The following is a 2,717-nucleotide window of genomic DNA, read 5'->3' as shown; positions in this document are numbered from 1 at the left end:
AGTCGCGCTGATTGGAATCGGCGCTTAATTGGTTGCAATGACGCTTACGGTGGTCTCTTGCCTGCACCGGCACGCTTCCCTTGATTCGATGCGCGAAGTCGAAACCGTTCAGCCCCTCGCACCACCGGCCGAAGAATCTCGGCCGATAAACCAATGGTACGGGCTACAACCGACAAACCCCACTGGTTAATCCCCGCACCACTCCGCGCCCCTATCCCCCGCCGACTCTGCGGATTTCCACGCTCTGGCGGCGTGTCGCGCAGAAATCGGCAAAGTCGCAGGCTGGGGAGTCCTCGAACCCCCGAAAACCAGCTCAGCGCGGCCCGGAATGTCCCACACATCGGCGCCGACGGGAACGGATTGGCGACGATCGCATGGCTGCCTAGATGACGTACGCGAGGTTCTCGACGATCCTCGTCGCCACCTCGACGTCACCGCTGTAATCGATACCCTTGGAGCGGTCGGCCAGCATCGGGCGGCCGCCGGCCAGCCGGGTGAACTGAAGTCCGTCGATCCCGATCATCGCGGTTGGATCAGCGTCACCGAAATCCTCGACCAGTGCGGCGCGGCCGTCGACGGCCACCCGGATGAACCGGGACAGCGGCCCGGTCAACGCGATCAGCACCCGCGAACCCTCCGGCGCCTGCCCCTTCTTACCGACCACGAAGGCCATGCTCGCCGCCATCTCGTCGAGCGCCAGCCGGCTGTCGGGTCCGGTCATGCTCGCTTCATCGGCCGGCAACCCGACCGCCTGGCGGATGTCGTGCTCGTGCATCCAGCAGTCGAACACCCGGACCCGCATGAAGCGCCCGTGGCTGTCCGGCCCGGCCGGGGTGAAGCCCACCGCGTTCCAGTCCGCATCGGACATCGCGGTCAACTCCGCCTTGCGGCGGGCGGTGGCGTCACGGAATATCGCCAGCATCTGCGCCGGCGTCCGGGTGCGCAGCTGCTCCACCCAACGCTCGTTTACCGCGCCGATCTCGTTGCGAACGTGCTCGCGTGCGGTGACGTCGCCCTCGGGCTCCGGATTGGCCTCCCCGGCCAGCATCAGCTCGGTCCCGGCAATATGGGCGACGATGTCGTGCACGGTCCAGCCGGGCAGCGGGCTCGGAGTCTGCCACTGCTCGTCGGTCAGGCCGGCCAGCAGATCGGCTATCCCGTCCCAGGAGGCGAACAACCCCTCCAGGACCTCGTTCTTGTCGAGCACGGTGCGAGGACGTTCAGCGTTGGACACGAGGCGAATGCTAGTGGACGGCGGCGGTGGAAATCAGCGCGATCGCCGCCAGTGCCGCCACCATGCCCAGCGCCTGCCAGCGGGTCACCCGCTCGCGCAACACCACGATCGCCAGTAGCACCGTCGCCGCCGGATACAACGACATCAGCACGCTGCTCAGCGACAGCATCGAGACTTGCAGCGCCCACAGCATTGTCACGTTGGCCCCGACGTCGAGCACCGCGGCCAGAACCGCCAGCTGCAGCGGAACACCCTGCGGCGGCCGTAGATTGCCGGTCAGCGCGGCGGCCACCACTACGAACACGGTGGCGGCGACCCTGCCGAAGAATAGCGGCCACAGCCGCGCATCGACCGGCGCCTGCGCGACGAACACGAAGTTCAACCCGAAGGCCAGGCCCGCGCCGACCGTCAACCACGCAACACGCCGGGTGAACCGGTGCGGGCGCACGTCCTCGTCGGTGGCCTCACGGCTGACCAGCACCACCGCCGCCAGCGCCAGCACCGCGCCCACCCCGGCCGTCGCCCCGGGCCGCTCCCCCAATCCCAGTCCGACCACCAGTGGCACACCGGCCGCAAGGATCGCGGTCAGCGGCGAAACCACCGAGATCGGGCCCGCGCCCAGTGCCGCGTAGAACCACCACACACCCAGACCCTGGCTGATCCCGCACAGCACACCCCAGAGCACCGCAGGCTCGCTGATGGTGCCGCCGGCGATCGCCGCCATCACGCCGAGGACAACCATCGCCAGCGGGTAGGAGACCAGAACGACGCGCAGTGCGGCCACCTGGCGCGAGGCCAGACCGCCGACGAAATCGCTCACCCCGTAGCACCCAGCGGCCGCCAGGGCGAACAGAATCCCGGTCAGCCCATCCCCTTATTGCGGCGGCCGAGTTCGCGAACGACCTCGCGCTGGGCATCGCGGCGGGCGATGTCCTGCCGCTTGTCATGGGCCTGCTTACCGCGGGCCAGCGCCAGCTCAACCTTGACCTTGCCCTCGGTGAAGTACATCGACAGCGGCACCAGGGTCAGATTGCCGTCGCGAATCTTGCCCACCAGCATGTCGATCTGCTTGCGGTGCAGCAGCAGCTTGCGGTTGCGCCGCGGGGCGTGGTAGGTCCAGGTGCCGTGGTGATATTCCGGAATGTGCAGATTGCGCAGCCAGATCTCACCGTCGTCGACGGTGGCGAACGCGTCGGCCAGTGAAGCGGCACCATCGCGCAGGCTCTTCACCTCGGTGCCGGTCAGCACCACCCCGGCCTCGAACACCTCGAGTACCGAATAGTCATGGCGCGCTTTGCGATTGCTGGCGATGATCTTCTTACCGCCTTTGGCGTCGCCCGCCTTCTTCGCCGCTGCCGCCTTGCGCTCCACCGATGCTTTAACCATGACTGACCGCGTCTACTTCCGCACGTACAGGCGCAGTGTCACGTAGGCGGTGATAGCGGCCATCGCGACACCGGTGGCGATCAGCCACGGCGCCACG

Annotated in this window: 3 protein-coding genes; all 3 read right to left on the bottom strand. The window is 67.4% G+C overall.

Going from position 1 to position 2,717, the window contains the following annotated elements; all coding sequences use genetic code 11:
* Nucleotides 1-382: 382 nt before the first annotated feature.
* Genes ACR2JI_RS13345 through smpB form a run of 3 tightly spaced genes read right to left on the bottom strand, consistent with a single transcriptional unit; the run spans nucleotide 383 to nucleotide 2,620 of the window.
* Nucleotides 383-1,234, bottom strand: coding sequence for a maleylpyruvate isomerase family mycothiol-dependent enzyme (locus tag ACR2JI_RS13345; protein ID WP_526390685.1), 852 nt, complete (start codon nucleotides 1,232-1,234; stop codon nucleotides 383-385).
* A gap of 10 nt (nucleotides 1,235-1,244) precedes the next feature.
* Nucleotides 1,245-2,099 (bottom strand): EamA family transporter, encoded by an 855-nt coding sequence (locus ACR2JI_RS13340; protein WP_526390687.1) that lies wholly within the window; start codon nucleotides 2,097-2,099, stop codon nucleotides 1,245-1,247.
* The gene (smpB, locus tag ACR2JI_RS13335; RefSeq protein ID WP_526390683.1) at nucleotides 2,096-2,620 is read right to left on the bottom strand and encodes an SsrA-binding protein SmpB; all 525 of its coding nucleotides are present in this window, start codon (nucleotides 2,618-2,620) and stop codon (nucleotides 2,096-2,098) included. Before smpB ends, ACR2JI_RS13340 begins: the two co-directional genes overlap by 4 nt.
* Between the last annotated feature and the right edge of the window lie 97 nt (nucleotides 2,621-2,717).

The sequence above is a fragment of the Mycobacterium sp. genome (genome assembly GCF_051006775.1).
GTDB lineage: Bacteria > Actinomycetota > Actinomycetes > Mycobacteriales > Mycobacteriaceae > Mycobacterium.
The sequence above is the reverse complement of the archived record's forward strand: the minus strand, read 5'-3'. Positions and strand labels throughout refer to the sequence as shown.